This is a genomic window from Shimia sp. Alg240-R146, assembly GCF_947331465.1.
Taxonomy (GTDB): Bacteria; Pseudomonadota; Alphaproteobacteria; order Rhodobacterales; family Rhodobacteraceae; genus Shimia.
On record NZ_CAMZOK010000003.1, the window covers coordinates 757,520 to 775,796 of the forward strand.

The 18,277-nt window shown below is 61.1% G+C and carries 7 protein-coding genes; all 7 read left to right on the plus strand.

Translation table 11 applies throughout. The features are described from left to right. Positions 1 to 46 precede the first annotated feature (46 nt). The 7 genes from PG871_RS19380 to PG871_RS19410 all read left to right on the plus strand — a co-directional run bounded on the left by PG871_RS19380 (position 47) and on the right by PG871_RS19410 (position 18,242). Positions 47 to 2,992: a calcium-binding protein gene (locus PG871_RS19380; RefSeq protein WP_270732576.1), complete on the plus strand. Its 2,946-nt coding sequence runs from the start codon at positions 47 to 49 to the stop codon at positions 2,990 to 2,992. 122 nt (positions 2,993 to 3,114) lie between these two features. Continuing rightward, the gene (locus tag PG871_RS19385; protein WP_270732578.1) at positions 3,115 to 3,939 is read left to right on the plus strand and encodes a glycosyltransferase; all 825 of its coding nucleotides are present in this window, start codon (positions 3,115 to 3,117) and stop codon (positions 3,937 to 3,939) included. Further along, entirely contained in the window at positions 3,936 to 5,303 is a 1,368-nt protein-coding gene (locus PG871_RS19390) for an oligosaccharide flippase family protein (RefSeq protein ID WP_270732582.1), read from the plus strand. The genes PG871_RS19385 and PG871_RS19390 overlap by 4 nt, the downstream gene beginning before the upstream one ends. Positions 5,304 to 5,417: 114 nt before the next feature. Beyond that, on the plus strand, positions 5,418 to 11,855 hold the full coding sequence (locus tag PG871_RS19395; RefSeq protein ID WP_270732584.1) for a type I polyketide synthase: 6,438 nt from the start codon (positions 5,418 to 5,420) through the stop codon (positions 11,853 to 11,855). Continuing rightward, positions 11,852 to 12,856, plus strand: a complete 1,005-nt coding sequence (locus PG871_RS19400; RefSeq protein ID WP_270732587.1) for a glycosyltransferase — start codon at positions 11,852 to 11,854, stop codon at positions 12,854 to 12,856. Before PG871_RS19395 ends, PG871_RS19400 begins: the two co-directional genes overlap by 4 nt. Then, positions 12,853 to 17,511 carry a MupA/Atu3671 family FMN-dependent luciferase-like monooxygenase gene (locus PG871_RS19405; protein WP_270732589.1) on the plus strand — a complete coding sequence of 1,553 codons (4,659 nt, stop codon included), beginning with the start codon at positions 12,853 to 12,855 and terminating at the stop codon, positions 17,509 to 17,511. Before PG871_RS19400 ends, PG871_RS19405 begins: the two co-directional genes overlap by 4 nt. Next, positions 17,511 to 18,242, plus strand: coding sequence for a 4'-phosphopantetheinyl transferase family protein (locus PG871_RS19410; protein ID WP_270732591.1), 732 nt, complete (start codon positions 17,511 to 17,513; stop codon positions 18,240 to 18,242). The genes PG871_RS19405 and PG871_RS19410 overlap by 1 nt, the downstream gene beginning before the upstream one ends. Positions 18,243 to 18,277: the final 35 nt, after the last annotated feature.

Below are 18,277 nucleotides of genomic sequence, written 5' to 3' on the forward strand. Positions count from 1 at the left end.
AATCGCCGCATACTTGCGTCACCCTTGATTTTCGAAGGAATGAGCGATGCGCGTCTTTGCGGCTATGGCCTTGTGCCTGTTCACCTGTTTCGGCCTGAGTGCATCGGCACAGGAGCGCGACGGGCTGAACCTTTATGTCTTTGGCAACAGCCTTGTGCATCACCTGAGCGACACCGACGAAACCGCTGTGCCACATTGGTTGGCGCGGCTCGCGGAGGCAGATGGCAAGACAATCGCGGTGGACGGCCAGTGGGGCTTTTTGCGTGATTTCGCCAAGGACGAAACACCGCTGGCAAATTGGCGGTTTGCCAAGGTCGACCGCGCGTGGACGCGGCAGTATCGCAATTTCACCGATGTGGATTGGGACGTGGTGATGATCAACCCCGCCAATTTCATCCAATACCAAGGCGCGGACAAAGCCTTTGACGGAGACAACCCCGACAGGGCCTCGCCGGTTTCGGCGACATTGGCGGTGATCGACCAAAGGGCAGACGTCGCGCCTGACCGGTTTGTGATTTACCAAGGCTGGGCGGACATGTCGGGATATGGCAGCTTCCCCCCCTCGGCGCGCAAATTCCGCCGCTATTTGCAGTTCCACGTGGGGGACTATGACACTTGGTATCAGGACTACGTGGCGCAGCTGCGCGACGCGCGCCCTGATCTTCGCATCGATATGATCCCTGTGGCGCGGGTGATTTCGGAGTTGGTGGATGGCGGCGTGTTGTTCGATATGACGCCTGAGGATTTGTACACTGACGACGCGCCGCACGGCACGCCAACGCTGTATCTGTTGGCCGGTGCGATCACCTATGTCGGGCTGTTTGAGGCGGAGTTACCGCTTGCGATCGATTTACCCGAGACGGTCCACGCGGATGTCCGCACCTATTGGGAAGCGGTGCGCGAGGAAATTCACCGGCTGGTTTTGGAGCCGATCAGGATGGCAGCCGTTGAAACGCCATCGCAAACAGCAGAGACCTCGTCTGGGCAGGCGTTCAAAACGCCTGCGACCCTGCCTGTAGATGGCGGAGCGCCGGGGTTGGGCCTTGCCGATCCAGCGCTGGCGATGGGGTTGGCGGCGATATCGGATTGGGGCACGCAATTGCCGTTCATTGATCTGATGAAGACCGCGCGGCCTTGGGTCGGGCATTTGCCGGGCCAATGGGGTGGCGTGTCGACAGAGGAGATGGAGGACTTTGGCCTCATGGACGAGGCGGGCTGGGTCTGGGGCATTCCTGAAAACATCGCCTCGGTCGAGGCTCTCATGTTGACGGATCAACCGCCCGAGGCCACAGAGCTGTCGGGTCGCTACCGCGTGACGTGGCAAGGCGCTGGAACCGTTGAGATGACGGGCCGGGCGCGGGTCACAAGCCGCGAGGATCATGAGATCTGGTTTGAATATACGCCAGGTGAAGGCCATGTCGGGGTGCGTATTCGTGACACCGATCCGACCCGAACGGGCGACTATGTGCACAGCATTTCCGTGGTGGCCGAGACACAAATCGCGCTGTTTGAGGCGGGCGCGGTCTTCAATCCGGAGTGGCTGCGCATTGTGGGTGACTTGCGACTGGTTCGGTTCATGGATTGGATGCAGACCAACGCGTCCACACAGGCCGCATGGGAGGGCCGCCCGCTGACGGGGGATTTCACTTATGGCTGGCGCGGGGTTCCGGCGGAAGTGATGGTGCAACTGGCCAACGAAATCGGCGCGGATGCGTGGTTCAACATGCCGCATCTGGCGGATGACGCCTATATGCGCAGCTTTGCAGAGCTGGTGCGTGATCAACTGAACCCTGATTTGGTGGCTCATGTGGAATATTCCAACGAGCTGTGGAACTGGGGATTTCAGCAAGCGCAATGGGCTTTGAAGGAGAGCGAGGCGCGCTGGGGACAGGTTGAAAACGGTCATATGCAGATCGCAGGCGCACGGGCGGGCGCCATGGGGCGGATCTGGGGCGAGGTGTTTGGCGAAGCTGCTGACACGCGGCTGATGCGGGTGGCGGCGACGCACACCGATTGGCCGGGGCTTGAAAAGGGCCTGCTGGAAGCTCCTTTGGCGCAAAAGGATGGCGCGCCACCACCGGTAGCGAGCTTTGATGCTTATGCGGTGACCGGATATTTTGGGGTGGGTCTGGGTTTGGACGGCGGGGCCGACGCGGTTTTGGGCTGGCTTGAGGAGGCCCGCGCAACGGCGGAACGGATCGGATCAGAAGAAGGATTGCAGCGGGCCGCATTGGCGGCTTTTGTCGACACCCACCAGTACAGAGGGATGCATGCCAAAACCGCGGAGGCATTGCGCAAGGGGTCGCTCAAGGAGTTGCTCAACGAGATGCTGCCTTATCAGGCTGGCGTGGCGCGCGACAACGGTCTCGCGCTGGTGATGTATGAGGGCGGCAGCCATGTGGCAGGTGTGGGAAACTGGGCCAACAACGACGCGCTAACACGCTATTTTGCCGCGTTCTCGACCAGCGATGTCTTGGGCGAAATTTATGGCGAATTGCTTGCCGGTTGGCGCGGGCTTGGGGGCCGCAGTTTCAACGCGTTCAACGATGTTGGCAAATCCAGCAAGTGGGGCAGTTGGGGGCATTTGCGTCACCTGTGGGATGAGACTCCGCGCCACACTGCATTGGCCTCCTATAACGAAATGGGGCCGCATTGGTCTGAGGTGCGCGCAGAAGGCGCGTTCCTGCATGGAGGTGTATTTGAGGGCGGCGACGGACCGGACCGGATTGCCGGAACGGTCAAGATCGACAGCCTGCTCGGCGGTGGTGGCGACGATGTCCTGATCGCGGACGGACCGGCAGACCGGTTGCATGGCGGCGCCGGGACGGATCGGGCCATCCTGCCGGGGGCGCGGGCGGAGTATGCATTTGAGCAGGACGGAGCGCGGGTTCGGGCCACCGCAGACGGCCGAAGCTACCTTTTGACCAGCATCGAGGCCGTGGCTTTTGCCGCCTCTCCTGCTTTGGTAATACCGATGTCAGGGCTGCTCTGAATGAGCGGCACGACTCGGAAAACAATCACTTTTTTGACCGGTACTGGTCGGTGGGCAAGGTTGTCTGATAAGGTCGCCGCAAAGCCCACGCGACAGGGCGACGGCAACGAGGCGAACCGCAGGTGTTGAGCATCATCATCCCCGCGCACAACGAGGCAGAGCGCATTGACGCTTGCCTGAGATCGGTGCTGTCTTCCAGCGGCCCGAAGCAGGCGCAGGTGATTGTTGTGGCCAATGGTTGTGAGGACGACACCGCACCGTTGGCCCAGATGTATCAGGGCATTGCCAAGGACCGCGGCTGGAAACTGGATGTGCTGGACATGCCTGCAATAGGCAAACCCGGTGCGCTCAATCAGGGCGATCATATCGCGCATTTTCCGATGCGAGCGTATCTGGATGCGGACGTCATTGTGGACCCGGCTTTGTTTGCCCAGATTTGCGCCGCGCTGGACACTGACGAGCCGCGCTACGCAAGCGGGCACTTGCGGCTGGCACCCGCGCAATCGTGGGCAACGCGCGCCTATGCGCGCATCTATCAACAGGTGCCGTTCGTCACTGAAGGCGTCCCCGGTGCGGGGCTGTTTGTGGTGAACACTGCGGGGCGGGACAACTGGATGCTGTTCCCCAAGATCATCGCGGACGACACCTTTGTGCGACTCAGTTTTCCGCCAAAGCAGCGAATCGCGGTGCCTGCCGGGTATGAGTGGCCGCTGGTCGAGGGGGTCCGCGCGCTCATCAAAGTGCGGCGGCGACAAAATGCGGGGGTGGCCGAAGTGGCCGACAAATACCCCTATCTTTTGGAGAATGATGACAAACACACGCTTAGCCTGTGGGAAAAGCTGCGCATGGGTCTGCATGACCCGTTGGGGATGTTGGTCTACGGCGGGGTTTCAGTGATCGTGAAGCTGACACCGCAAAAAGACGGCAGTTGGGGTCGCGGTCGATGAGCCGATTGGCGGGACTGTCTTCCGGCTCGTCGTTGGCCGCACGCGCGTTTCGCTCCGGCGGTTTGACGATCATCGGCTATGGTGGCTCGCAGGCACTGCGGTTGGCATCCAACCTGATCCTGACGCGGCTGCTGTTCCCCGAAGCCTTTGGCGTGATGAGCCTTGTCTGGGTGTTTTTGCAAGGGTTGTCCAACCTGAGCGACATGGGCGTGACGCAATCGATCCTGCAATCCAAACGCGGCGAGGATCGCGCGTTTTTGGACACGGCCTGGACCATTCAGGTCATTCGCGGGCTTCTGTTGTTGGTGGTAACTTGGGCCTTGGCGGCGCCTGCAGCGGCGTTTTACGACGCGCCTGAGTTGGCCGATATCCTGCCTGTGGTCGGCGTGACGTTGTTGATCATGGGGCTGTTTCCAACCAAACGCGACAGCGCAAATCGCAACCTTGTGTTGGGCCGGATCACGGCGATCGACCTGAGCGCGCAGGTGCTTGGTTTGGTGGTTGGCGTGGCAGTTGCATGGATCACGGGGTCGGTTTGGGCGCTGGTGGCCAATGCGGTGACCACTGTCTTTATGCAATTGATTTTCTACCAGATTTTTCTACCGGGCGCATTGAACAAGCCGCGTTGGGAACGCCCCGCCGCGCGGGAGTTAATCGGATTTGGCAAGTGGATATTCGTCTCCACGGCGGCCGGTTTTTTGTTGTCTCAGGGCGACAAAATCGTTCTGGGCAAATACCTCAGCCTTGGGGCGTTGGGGGTCTACAACATCGGCTTTTTCCTCGCCTCTTTTCCGCTTTTGCTTGGCGGAATGGTGACGCGCCGGATCATGATCCCGATTTACCGCGAAAAGCCGCCGCAAGAGAGCGCCGCGAACCGCGCCAACCTGCACAGGCTGCGCATGATGCTCAGCGCGGGGCTGTTTGGATTGCTGACCGGATTTGCAGTTCTTGGCGTCTGGCTGGTCGGTGTGCTTTATGATCCGCGCTATGCGTTGGCGGGCGGTGTTGTCGTGCTTTTGGCAGTGATGCAGATCCCACAGATCATTGCGTTGACCTATGACCACGCCGCTTTGGCGGCTGGCGACAGCCGAGGCTTTTTTGTGCTGGCGTCAACGCGGGCCGCGCTGATGATTGCAGGGCTGATCCTTGGAGCCAGCGCCCATGGGCTGATCGGGGCATTGGTGGGCCAGGGTGTGGCGATGGTGCTGGCATATCCGGCAGTGATCTGGCTGGCGCGTCGGCACAACGCGTGGGATATGCGCCACGATGTGGTTTTCTGGTTCTCGGGACTCCTTTTGGCAGGAATATCGCTTTGGTTGAATCAAACAGCAGTTGCCGGTCTGTCCGCCCTCAATTTGCCCTAGTTTCACCTTTCTGAGGCACCCTTGGCGCAATAACTTTGGTATCAATCAATGAGTCTCGGTGCGTGATGGGCGTAACTTGAGGCCAAAATGGCATAGTTAGACGCAGGTTTTATTGTGAGCGACCACTCGGACTCGCCGGTAAGCGAGACGGATATTGCGATTGTGGGCATGGCGGCCCACCTGCCCGGCGCGACCGGCATTGAGCAGTATTGGCAAAACCTGCGCGACGGAATCCGCTCGATTTCTCACCTTTCTGAAGAGGACTTGCTGGCCAATGGCGAAAGCCGTGCGCGGCTGAAGCACCGCAATTATGTGCCTGCTGCTGCCATGCTGGATGGCTTTGCCGAGTTTGACGCCGATTTCTTTGGTCTGTCGCCGAAAGAAGCCGCGATCATGGACCCGCAACATCGTCAATTCCTTGAGGTGAGCTGGGAGGCGTTGGAGAACGCCGGCCACATGCCCGAGAACTTTGGCGGGCCGATTGGGGTTTTTGCCGGCTGCGGCATGGGCAGTTATTTCTATTTCAACATCTGTTCCAACCGCGATCTGGTGGACAGCACCGGCATGTTCCTGCTGCGCCACACCGGCAACGACAAAGATTTCCTTGCTTCACGGCTGAGCCATTTCCTTGACCTGAAGGGGCCATCTCTGGGTCTGCAAACCGCGTGTTCCACATCGCTGGTTGCGGTGCATTACGCGGCGCAGTCGATCCTGAACGGTGAATGCGACATGGCCTTGGCGGGCGGCGTGACCATCGAGTTGCCGCACGGGCGGGGCTATGTGTTTGAGGACGGCGAGATCCTGTCGCCTGACGGCGAATGCCACGCGTTTGACCATCGCGCACAAGGAACGGTGTTTGGCTCGGGCGCGGGTGTGGTTGTGTTGCGCCGACTTGAAGACGCAATTGCCGATGGAGACCACATCTGGGCCGTCATCAAAGGCTCGGCAGTGAACAACGACGGCAGCGACAAAGCCGGATATCTGGCGCCGTCTGTGGGCGGACAAGCCTCGGCTGTGGCCGACGCAATGGCGATTGCCGATGTCCCCGCAGACACGGTGGATTACGTGGAATGCCACGGCACCGGCACCTATCTGGGCGACCCGATCGAGGTGACGGCCCTGACCGAAGCTTTCCGTGAAACCACCGACGCCACTGGGTTCTGCCGGATCGGATCGGTGAAAACCAACATCGGCCATCTGGACACAGCGGCGGGTGCGGCGAGCCTGATCAAGACCTCGCTGGCGCTGCATCACAAACAGATGCCACCGTCGCTGGGATTTGAGAAACCCAATCCGGCCATCGATTTTGACACCAGTCCGTTTGCTGTGAACGCCGCGCTGACCGATTGGGCTCCGCGCAACGGCATCCGCCGGGCCGGAGTGAACAGCCTTGGGGTCGGCGGCACCAACGCGCATGTGATCGTGGATGAGGCACCCGTGCGGGTGCCTAGTGCCGACAGCGACTGGCCGTTTCAGTTGATCGCTGTTTCCGGCCGCTCCACCAAAGCGCTGGACGCCAACGCCGCCAATCTTGCCGCACATCTGAGGACCAATCCGGAGCAGCCTTTGGCCGATGTGGCACACACATTGCTAAATGGCCGGCGAAAGTTCGAAAAACGGCGGGTGTTGGTGGCAGAGAGCCATGAACAGGTGGCGGATTTGTTGGAATCCGGCAATCATCTGCACGTTTTTACTCATTCTGCCGAGGCGGACGCGCCAGAAGTTGTCTTCATGTTCCCCGGTGGCGGCGCGCAATATGTCGGCATGGGACGTGATCTGTATGAGACCGAGCCCGCCTTTGCACAGTGGATGGACCATGGCTTTGACGTGCTCGCCGGCAAGGGTGGCGAGGCGCTGCGCGCGCTTTGGCTGACCGAAGGAGCGACGGTCCAAGACGCCGAAGAGGCGTTGAAAAAGCCGAGCCTGCAACTGCCGCTGATCATGATGGTGGAATATGCGCTGGCGCAGCTGTGGATCAGCTGGGGAGTGAAACCCGCCGCGCTGGTTGGCCATTCCATGGGCGAAAACACCGCCGCCTGTCTGGCGGGCGTGATGTCGTTTGAGGACTGCCTTGGGCTGGTGCAGCTGCGCGGCCAACTGTTTGATACCGTGCCTGCAGGCGGCATGTTGTCGGTGCCTTTGCCGCTGGGCGAAGTCAGCGCGCGTCTTGGCGAAAATTTGGATATTGCGTCAGTGAATGCGCCGGCGTTGACCGTAGTATCCGGCCCAGATGCCGCGCTTGATGCGCTGGCGGCGGAACTGGCTTCTGAGGAAATCGACACCCAGCGTGTGCCCATCAACATCGCCGCGCATTCGAGTATGCTGGAACCCATTCTGGAGCGGTTCGGCGATTACCTGCACGGGATCGATTTGCAGGCGCCCGTGCTGCCGATCATTTCCAACCGCACCGGCGCGGCCTTGCTTGCGAGCGAAGCAACCGATCCCGACTATTGGGTCGCGCACCTGCGCAACACAGTGCTGTTTGCCGACGATATCACCACGCTGAGCCAGACTCAGAACCGCGTCTACCTTGAAGTCGGCCCCGGTAAGGCGCTGGCCTCTCTGGTCAAAATGCATGGTCAGGTGAAAGCGGACAAGGTGGTGTCCTCGCTGCGCCATCCCGAAGACAAAATCGCGGACGACGCCTATTTCCTGACGGTTCTGGGACGGCTATGGGCCTGCGGCGTTGCTGTGGATTTTGACCAATATTGGGGCGGCGTGCCGCGCCAGCGTGTGGTCCTGCCCAGCTATGCCTTTCAGCGCAGCCGCTATTTCATCGAGCCCGGAAAAGATCAGATCGACGCGCCGGATGATCTGTTGATGCGCCTTGATGACACTGCCGACTGGGCCTTTGCACCGGTTTGGAGACCGCGACTGGCGGAATGTGAAATCGATGTGGCCACTGAGCTTGCGGACGCGCCCAAACACCATTGGTTGATCTTCACAGATGCTGGCGGAACCGGCGCCGCCGTGGCAAGTCAACTGCGCAATGCGGGCCATGATGTGGTGACCGTGCGCACGGGTGATGCCTTTGCCGCTGACGGGCCGGATGGCTATGTGCTTGCGCCCGAGAGGGGCCGCGAAGGCTACGATGCGTTGATTGCCGATCTAATGGCGCGCGGCCGCGTGCCGGATCGCGTGGTGCACATGTGGCTGCTGACGGAAACCGAAAACCATCGACCCGGTTCCAGCTTTTTCCACCGCAATCAGGAGCAGGGGTTCATGAGCCTATTGTTCCTTGCGCAAGCGATCACAGACGAGAACCTGCCACGGCCATTGCATGTCACTGCGATCAGTTCCGGCGCGCTGCAAGTGCGCGGCGAGGCCCTGCCCTATCCTGAGAAATCCACAGCTCTTGGCGCTGTGCAAGTGATCCCGCGTGAGCTGCCGGGTGTGACTGCGGCGTTGATTGACGTGCAACCGCCGGCACGCAAAGGCCACCTGACGCTGGCGATGCGCCTGATTGAGGACCTGATGGCCGAACCGCGCAGCCTGATTGCGGCTTGGCGCGGGGACAAACGATTTGAGCGGAGCTATCGCAAGACAGAACTTGGCGCAGAAGATATGCCGGTTTGGAGAGACGGTGGCACCTATCTGATCACTGGCGGATTTGGCGGAATTGGCCTGACCGTGGCGGAACGCGCCATTCGCGAGGCCCGCGCCAATGTGGTGCTGATCTCTCGCGATGGGCTGCCGGAGCGGGCAAAATGGGCCGCGTATTTGCGCGGCCATGCCCCGCAGGATCGCATTGCCCGCCGCATTCGCGCCGTCGAACGACTCGAAAGCCTTGGTGGCGAGGTACTTTGTCTGGCGGCCGACGTGTGCAACATCGACGAAATGGGCGATGCTGTCGCCACCGCGCGCGCGGCCTTTGGCCCCATTAACGGTGTGATCCACGCCGCGGGCGTGATCGACGACGCCCCGCTTTTGGCCAAAACATCTGCGCAGATTGACGACGTGCTGGCGCCGAAATTGCACGGCACACAGGTGTTGGAACAACTCTTCCCCGATGGCGATCTTGACTGGTTGGTGTTGTTCAGCTCGTCCTCTACCGCCACCGCGCCCGTGGGGCAGATCGATTATGTTGCCGCCAACGCTTACCTGAACGCTTATGCGCAATCCCGCCGTGGCGACGCGACCCGCGTACGGGCGATCAACTGGGGCATTTGGGCCGAGATCGGCATGGCGGCCGAAGCTGTCGCAGCGCGACAGGGCAACGTTGCCCCGAAGCCATTGGAACCCATCAGCGCGCCGTTGTTGGACACTGCGGGATTTGACGCCGCAGGACATCGCATCTTTGAAGCGCGCTATGACACGTCGCGCTGGGTGTTGGATGAGCACCGCACCAAAGAGGGCGCGGCGATCCTGCCCGGTACCGGATACATCGAACTCGCGGCTGAGGCGCTGCGTGAACATGGCGAGGACGGCGGATTTGCCCTGCGTGACTTGCTGTTCCTGCGTCCCTTGCGTGTGGACGAAGGCGAGACCCTCATCATGCGTGTGCGTTTGGAACGCTCGGACGAGGGGTATCGGTTTGAGGTGCAAAGCGCTTGCCTTTTTGAAGGCCGCGAGGCGTGGCAAACCCACGCTGAGGCTCGATTGATCCCCAGCGCCGGGAAACCGCCTGTTCTAGATATTGCCAGCGCTAAGGCCCGCGTAGGTGACGGAACCAAAGCGGCAGGGTCCTCTGCGCTGTCGGCCCCGCAAGAAGCGCATTTGACGTTCGGCCCGCGTTGGAAGGTCCTGCGTGAGATGGCCCTCCGCGATGGCGAAGGCTTGGCATCGCTGGCGCTTGATCCGCAGTTTGCCAACGATGGCTGCCTCCTGCCTCCCGGCTTGCTGGATATAGCGACCGGATGGGCGATGGATCTGATCCTCGGCTATGGGCAAGCACATCTCTGGGTGCCGGTCAGCTATGACGCGCTGACGATGTATGCGCCGTTGCCGTCCGAAATCGTAAGCCACGTCCGCCTTGCCTCCGGCACCAGCGCCGAAGGTGTGGTCCGTTTTGATGTGACACTCGCCGCACCGGACGGCGCGGTCTGTGTCGAGGTTCAAGGTCTGTCGATCCGCCGGGTCGAGGCCGCTGGCTTGGTCGCGCAACCGCCGCTGAGCGCGGCCGAAATCTCTTTTGATACCCAGGGTCAGACGATGCATCCTCTCTCAGCTGCAGAGGAACGTCTGATCCACAACCTGAGTCAGGGCATCCCGCCTGCGCAAGGCGCTGCGATGTTTGAGGCCGCCTTGCGCGCGCCCCTGACTCAGGTCGTTATTTCTTCGCTCGATCTGCCCTCGCTTATTGCGCAGGCAGAGGCGGGCGTGTCCGACACTGCGGGCGACGGTCAGGCGTTTGAACGTCCCGAGCTGGACACAGATTTTGTCGCGCCGTCAAATGACATCGAACGCACCTTGGCCGGTTTCTGGCAGGACTTGCTGGGCGTCGACAAAGTCGGCACGCGTGACAGTTTCTTTGACCTTGGCGGGCACAGCCTGATTGCAGTGCGTCTGTTTGCGATGGTCAAAAAGGCCTATCGCATTGAGTTCCCGATCTCGGTCTTGTTCGAAGCGCCTACGATCGAAACCTGTGCAGCGATGATTGCGGATCGCGTCGGTGGCGACACGCCGTCTGACGTCAGTCAGACCCGTGCGAGCGAAGGCTCATCTGAGCCTGAGACCGCGCCGCGCGCCGCCAGCCGTTTCACCCATCTAGTGCCCATGCACAGCGGAGAAGGCGGGCCGCGACGCCCGTTCTTCCTTGTGGCGGGCATGTTCGGCAACGTGTTGAACTTGCGCCATCTCGCGCATCTAATTGGGGCTGACCGGCCGTTTTATGGCCTTCAGGCGCGTGGTCTTTTGGGCGACGCCGCACCGCATGATGACCTGCAAGAAGCCGCGCGTGACTACATCGCCGAGATGCGGCAAGTGCAGCCGAGCGGGCCGTATCTGCTTGGAGGGTTTTCCGGCGGCGGCATCACCGCTTACGAAATCCGACGCCAGCTTGAGGCTGACGGAGAAGAGGTCGCGCTTGTCGCACTGCTTGACACACCGCTGCCGCGGCGCCGTGCGCTTTCGCGGGCTGACCGGATGAAAATCCAGATGCAGGAACTCAAGGCCAAAGGCCTCGCCTATCCGCTGATCTGGGCCAAAAACCGTATCGCTTGGGAGCTCTCCAAGCGTCGTGCGCCGGAAGAAACCGCACAGGACGCGCAAGGCCAACAGTTCCACGATGCCGAAATCGAGGCGGCGTTTTTGCGTGCCGTTGCCACCTATGATGTCACGCCGTGGACCGGCAACCTCGTGCTGTTCCGTCCGCCTCTTTCGGGTAAGTGGGATATGGGTGAGGGTCGTTTGGTCGACGCGGACCGCGCTTATGTGTTCTCCGACAACGACTGGGGCCAATACGTGCCGCACGTCCAGGTCTTTGAGGTGCCGGGAGATCACGATAGTATGGTTCTGGAACCCAATGTGCGTGTGCTGGCAGCCCGCATGAAAAAGGTGATCGCCGAAGCCGAGGCCACCTTTAACAGCCAGCATAGGGAGGCCGCCGAATGAGTGACGCCCCCCGCCTTTTGACCGTGATCCTGAATTGGCGCACGCCGGAGATGACTCTGCGTGCTGCCCAGGCAGCTGCGCGCGAAATGCATGGCATCGACGGGCGCATCGTGATTGTCGACAACGACAGTGGGGACGGCAGTTTTGAGATGATCCGTGATGGTCTCGCGCACGCCACTTGGGCCGAGAACCGCGTTGAGGTTGTGCAATCGGGCCATAATGGCGGCTTTGGCGCGGGCAACAATTTTGGCATCCGGCACGGCGCCGCCAAGGGCTTTGACTACGTCTATATTCTCAACTCTGATGCGTTTCCCGATGCGGGCAGCATTCAACTGCTGCTGGCACATCTGACGCTCAATCCTGACGTTGGCATTGCTGGCAGCTATATCCATGGCGAAGACGGCGCACCGCATGTCACCGCGTTCCGCTTTCCCACGGTCTGGAGCGAGCTTGAGGGTGCCGCGCGACTTGGCGTGATTTCGCGGATGCTAAAAAACCATATCGTGCCGTTGCCGATCCCACCTGAGACCATGCGCGTGGATTGGCTTGCGGGTGCATCGATGATGCTGCGCCGCGAGGTTCTTGAAGACATTGGCCTCTTTGATGAGAGCTTTTTCCTCTATTTTGAAGAAACCGATTTGTGCCTGCGGGCCGCACGGGCCGGATGGCCCACCGAATATGTGCGCGCCAGCGAAGTGACGCATATCGGATCCGTGTCCACCTGTATGAAAACATGGCAACGCATGCCGTCTTACTGGTTTGACAGCCGCCTGTATTATTTCCGCAAAAACCATGACAGCGCCTTTGCACCCACGCTGGCGCATGTCACCGGCACGCTGATCTGGAAACTACGCCGCATCATTGGGCGCAAACCGCGGCGAGATCCCAATTGGTTCCTTTGGGACCTGATCCGCCATTATCTTCGCAACATTTCCAACCGGGCCCCGCGCGATCGGTCCGCAACACCCACGCTAAACCCGCGCAAGGAGGCCAACACATGAGCCTTGATACCCTTTCCACTGCTCGCATGAGCGCCGTGATGATCGGCAATGAAAGCCTGCTGATCCAATGCGCCACGATGTGGCGGGACGCAGGCCATGCCATTGCAGCCATCGTCACACGCGCCACCGATATTCGGACGTGGGCGGAGCGCGAAGGGCTGCGGGTTGTGTCCTCTGATGCGGATATTGCAGAGGCGCTTCGAGGCGAGGCATTTGATTGGTTGCTGTCGATTGCCAACCTCGACATGTTGCCGCAAGCGGTACTGGGTTTGCCAACCAGAGGTGCGGTGAACTTTCACGACGGGCCGCTGCCGCGCTATGCGGGTTTGAACGCGCCAGTTTGGGCGCGACTTAACCAAGAGGCCCGTCACGGCATCACTTGGCACAAGATCGAAGCCAAAGCCGACACTGGCGACATCATTGCGCAGCGCATGTTTGACATTGCACAGGCCGACACCGCGCTGACGCTGAACACCAAAGCCTATGCCGCCGCAATCGAGAGCTTTCCGGAAGTTGTCACCGCTCTGTCCGATGGTTTGCCTGATGCGCGGCCTCAAGACATGGGGCAACGCAGCTATTTCGGTCTTGGCCATCTGCCGGAGGCGGCAGGTCGGATCGATTTCCGCCGCGATGCCCAAGAGGTCGTCGCGCTGGTGCGCGCGCTGGACCATGGCGATTATTTCAACCCGTTGTGCGCGCCGAAGTTCGTCGCGTCAGGCCGTGTGTTGCTGGTCGGAGCCGCCGAGATCGCCGAAAGCGCAGGCCATGGTGAACCCGGCGCGGTGTTGGCCGTCGGCCCTGATGCGGTGACCATCGCCTGTGGACGCGGGGCTGTGACCTTGTCCTGCCTGACCGACAGCGCAGGACACACACAAATCCCTGGCCATGTCATCCGCGACGGAGAACGTCTGCCTCTGTTGGATCGCGCCGCCGCCGAGACGCTGAGCGCCACCATGGCCAAAGTTGCCAAGTCCGACGCCTTTTGGCGCGCGCGTCTGGCGGCTTTTCTACCGGCAAACCTGCCTTTGATCGCCGCAGCTGGCGATCTGCCCGATATGCGCAGGGTCGCGTTGACCCTGCCCGAGTTGCCCTCCAAGCAAGCCCTGACCGCAGTGACCCTTTGGGCGTTGCGGTCAGGGGTACCGGAGGCTTGCGACATTGCCCTGTGTCCCGCCGACCTGCCTCGCGCGGCTGGCATTCTGAGCGATTGGGTGCCTTTGCGAGTGAATACCGAGGTCCTGCAGGGCACCGTGGCCAGTGCGGTAGATGCTGTTACGTCAACGCTCGAGACACTGACCCACAACGGCGCTTGGGCGCAGGATTTGATTGCCCGTGACCCGACCCTCGCCGCACCGGGAATGCCTGATTTGGCGGTCACACTGGATGGGTCTGGCGCGGTCGAAGGCGCTGCTCTGACAGTTGCGCTTGGCGATGCTCCGGCATTGCATTTTGACGCCACACGGCTCAGCGACGCCCACGCCAAACGCCTGGTCGCGCGTTTGGAGCTTTTGGCAGAAGCCATGGCGGATGACACCGCGGTTCAAGACTTGCCGTTCTTGCCGGAAGCCGAGCGCCAAGACCTGCTGACCAATTGGAACGACACAGCCGTCGATTTTGATGCGGACGCCACCATTGTCGCCCAATTTGAGGCGCAAGTTGCTGCCACGCCGAATGCAGCGGCATTGGTTTATGAGCATGATACGCTCAGCTATGCGGATCTTAACGCCCGGGCGAACCGTGCTGCGCATGTGCTGCGCGATATGGGGGTGACACACGGGGCTTTGGTCGGATTGTGTACCCGTCGCGGTCCCGATCTGGTGGTCGGGGCGCTGGCGATCCTAAAGGCAGGCGGTGCCTATGTGCCGATGGACCCAACCTATCCCGCCGATCGTCTGGCGCATTTTATTGCCGATTCAGGCTGCGGTGTGATCGTCACACAAGTGGCGCTTGCCAAAGACTTGCCTGACCATCAGGCACAGGTCTTGCAACTCGACACTGACGCGCGGCTGTCAAAAGCCAGTGCGCAGAATCCCGATGTGATTTCTGGCGGCGATGATCTCGCCTATCTGATCTACACCTCCGGTTCTACCGGCACGCCCAAAGGGGTGATGGTCGAGCACGGCAATGTCGCCAATTTCTTTGCTGGGATGGACGCGCGGATATCCTACAACATAGGCGACACGTGGCTTGCGGTCACATCTCTCAGCTTTGATATCTCGGTGCTGGAGCTGTTCTGGACCCTCTCGCGCGGCTTTAAGCTTGTGCTATCCGGTGACGAGACCACCACCCAGATCTCGGGTGGGCGCCTGCCGGCGGCGTCGGGTGGCATGGAGATGTCGATTTATTACTGGGGCAACGATGACGGTCAGGGGTCCAAGAAATACGAACTGCTGCTGGAAGGCGCGAAATTTGCTGACGCGCATGGGTTTTGCGCCGTTTGGACGCCAGAACGCCACTTCCACGCCTTTGGCGGCCCCTACCCCAACCCGTCGGTCACCGGCGCGGCGGTGGCGGCTGTGACCAAACAGATCGGCGTGCGCGCCGGATCTTGCGTCGCGCCCCTGCACCACACAGCCCGCATCGCCGAAGAATGGGCGGTGATCGACAACCTGACCAACGGCCGCGCGGGTATGGCGATTGCCTCGGGCTGGCAGCCGGACGACTTTGTGCTGCGCCCTGAAAACACGCCGCCCGCCAACAAGCCTGCGATGTTTGAACAGATGACGGAGCTGCGCAAACTTTGGCGCGGCGAAGAGGTCGCATTCGCCAAGCAGGATGGCTCGATGCATGCGGTGCTGACGCAACCGCGGCCCGTGTCCAAAGAGCTGCCGCTGTGGGTGACCACGGCGGGTAATCCCGAGACCTGGAAAGAGGCCGGGCGGCATGGCTGCAACGTGCTGACGCACCTATTGGGGCAAAGCGTGGACGAGGTTGGCGGCAAAATTGCGCTGTATCACGATGCGCTGCGCGAAGCGGGGCACAATCCCGATGATTTCAGCGTGACCTTGATGCTGCACAGCTTCTTGGCCGAGGATCGCGAAAAGGCGCGCGAAATCGCCCGCGAACCAATGAAAGACTACCTGCGCAGCGCGGCGGGATTGATCAAACAATACGCTTGGGCCTTCCCTGCGTTCAAAAAACCCGAAGGCGTCGACAACGCGTTTCAACTCGACCTTGGCGGTCTGACTGAGGAAGAGCTTGAAGGCATTCTGGACTTTGCCTTCCTGCGGTATTTCGAAGACTCGGGTCTGTTTGGCACCATTGAAGACGCATTGGATCGGGTTGAGCAGGTCAAACGCATCGGTGTGACCGAGATCGCCTGTTTGATCGACTACGGCATCGATACCGCCACCGTTATGGAGGGGCTCAAGCCCTTGGCCGAAGTGCTGCGGCTGGCAAATGAGGGCGGCGAATTGGACCCGTCGGATGTGTCGATTGCGGCGCAAATGATCCGCCATGACGTCAGCCACTTGCAGTGCACCCCGTCGATGGCGCGGATGATTGCGATGAACGACGAGGCGCGGTTTGCGCTACGTGGTGTGGATCATTTGATGATCGGTGGTGAGGCGCTTTCGGGCGGTCTGGTTGCCGATCTGAACGCGGCCACCGATGCGGGCATACAAAATATGTATGGCCCAACCGAAACCACCATCTGGTCAACAACCGGCATGGCCGAGGCGGGCGAAGGTGTCGCCAATATCGGCGCGCCGATTGCCAACACGGGAATCTACGTGCTGGACGCGGCGGGTGATCCCGCGCCCGTTGGGGTGCCCGGCGAGTTGTTGATCGGCGGCGCAGGCGTGACGCGTGGCTATTGGCGGCGCGAAGCGTTAACGGCGGAGCGTTTTGTCGAGAACCCCTTTGGCGAGGGGCGGCTTTATAAAACCGGCGATCTGGTGCGCTGGCGCGATGACGGCAAGCTCGATTTCCTTGGACGCGCCGACCATCAGGTCAAGCTGCGCGGCTATCGCATTGAGCTGGGCGAAATCGAAACCCGTCTGGAAGAAATCACCGGCGTCGCACAATCCGTGGTTATGCCGCGTGAAGACACGCCGGGCGATGTGCGCCTCGTAGCGTATCTGCGTGGCGATGCGATACCGGATGAGGCGGACATACGCGCGGCGTTGCGGGCCAATCTGCCAGCCTTCATGCGGCCCCAACACTATGTCACCGTCACCGATTTCCCGCTGACGCCCAACAAAAAGGTCGACCGCAAGGCGCTTCCGTCACCGGAAGAAACCCGCACTGTCGCGGTCACGAAACCCGTCGCTGCGGCACCCGTGACTGCACCGGTCGCGGTGACAGGCGATGTCGCGGCCACGGTTGCGGCGGTTTGGTCGCGGGTGTTGGGGGTGGCCGAAGTCAACGCAACCGACAACTTCTTTGACATTGGTGGGCACAGCCTTTTGGCCGTTCAGGCGCATCGGGACATCCGCACCGAAACCGGCGCGGCGAAGCTGTCGATCACCGACATTTTCCGCTTTCCAACCATGGCCGGACTGGTCACACGTATCGAAGAGCTAACGGGCGGCTCCCGTCCCGCAGATGCGCCGCAGGTGGCGAGCCGCGAAGATGTTGCGGACCGTGCCGATGGGCGCGCGGAAATGATGAGTAAGCGCCGCGCCATGCGCGCGCGTCGCAGGGCGAGGACGTAATGACAAATCCCTCTGAACACCTGACCGATCTGCTGGATCTGGCCCGACGGTTTGCACCGCGCGGCGTTGGTGTTGGCGTGGCCGACCCGACGCAAAGCCCGGCCACGGTCTTGCCCGAAGAGGCCGTGGCCATCGCCAGCGCGATCCCCAAGCGAAAACGCGAGTTCGCTGCGGGTCGTCGTGCAGCTCGGCAAGCTTTGCAATCGCTGGATCTGCCAGCCGTGGCCATACCTAAAGGCACCGACCGCGCGCCGGTGTTTCCCACCGGCATCGCCGGATCGATCACCCATAATCGAGGCGCGGCATTGGCTATTGTCGCGCCCCAAACGCGCTTTCGCGCGCTTGGCGTTGACGTGGAACCGCAAGCGCCGTTGAAGCCGGAATTGATCAAGGCGATTTGCACGTCCGAAGAGGCCGCGATGCTCGCACAACTTCCAGAGGCCGAGCGGCTTTTGCTGGCCCGCCGCCTGTTTTCCGCGAAAGAAGCGGTGTTTAAGGCGCAGTTTCCGATCACACGGCAGGTGTTTGGCTTTCAGGCCGCCTCGATCACGTTCAACGCTCTGCGCAGCGGGTTTGTCGCGACCTTTCATCGTGACATCGCCTCTATCCGCGCCGGAAGCAGCGTATCAGGCCAATGCGGCGTCGCGGGCGGTCATATCCTGACAATGGTCACGCTTGGGGCGGTCGTCGGCACGGAAAACGCCAATTTCCCCGTTTGCGCCACGGGATAACCACAATCATTCACCATAGTTAACACCAACAGAGC

Excerpts from the sequence above, each read along its gene's own strand:
- PG871_RS19400 (WP_270732587.1), top strand. The coding sequence starts at position 11,852 with ATGAGTGACGCCCCCCGCCTTTTGACCGTGATCCTGAATTGGCGCACG.
- PG871_RS19405 (WP_270732589.1), top strand. The coding sequence starts at position 12,853 with ATGAGCCTTGATACCCTTTCCACTGCTCGCATGAGCGCCGTGATGATC.
- PG871_RS19390 (WP_270732582.1), top strand. The coding sequence starts at position 3,936 with ATGAGCCGATTGGCGGGACTGTCTTCCGGCTCGTCGTTGGCCGCACGC.
- PG871_RS19380 (WP_270732576.1), top strand. The coding sequence starts at position 47 with ATGCGCGTCTTTGCGGCTATGGCCTTGTGCCTGTTCACCTGTTTCGGC.
- PG871_RS19410 (WP_270732591.1), top strand. The coding sequence starts at position 17,511 with ATGACAAATCCCTCTGAACACCTGACCGATCTGCTGGATCTGGCCCGA.